1 protein-coding gene and 1 pseudogene are annotated in these 542 nt (G+C 44.6%); one reads left to right on the forward strand and one right to left on the reverse strand.

The annotated features are described in order from the left end of the window. Positions 1–171, reverse strand: a 171-nt coding sequence (locus AC3G7N_RS22345; RefSeq protein WP_489424298.1) for an SDR family NAD(P)-dependent oxidoreductase, incomplete at its 3' end; no start/stop codon positions are given. Positions 172–316: 145 nt separating this feature from the next. On the opposite strand from AC3G7N_RS22345, the pseudogene AC3G7N_RS22350 reads away from it, so the two are divergent. Further along, positions 317–542 (forward strand): annotated as a pseudogene (locus tag AC3G7N_RS22350) (catalase); the annotation flags it as partial.

A 542-nucleotide genomic window follows, 5' to 3' on the forward strand; every position in this document is an offset into this window, starting at 1 on the left:
CTTAGCTACGCCGCCATCATTGACGATTCCTTCCGCCACAGCCTCTGCACCTTCTCGGTTAAGGTCACAGGCAATTACCTTTGCGCCTTCTTTCGCATACAATTCGGCAATTGCTTTTCCCATTCCTGAAGCTGCACCTGTTACGACGGCTACCTTATCTGTTAATTTCACTTCATTTCCCTCCTTAAAAGTAAAAAAACTCCTTAGTTAAATTATAGTGGTTGAGGAGAGGAAGTACAAAAGGTTGGCCGAATATGAACGGGTATTTAGTGAAGACTAATGCTGACACTAATACTTAGAATAAGAGGTGGACAAAGTGAACGAAAAACATAAGCGAGATTCTAAAGGGCAAAAAGAATCCGAAAACGGGACTTCCGTTAACGGTGCAGGGGGTCCGGCCGATCAACGGACAGCTGAAGGGGAGGATAGTAAGACACTGACAACTCGCCAAGGCCATCCCGTGAAGTATAATCAAAATATCCGAACGGTGGGAAATCGCGGTCCTGCCACGCTTGAGAACTATCATTTTATTGAAAAAATCT

It is taken from the genome of Virgibacillus carmonensis (assembly GCF_057836705.1).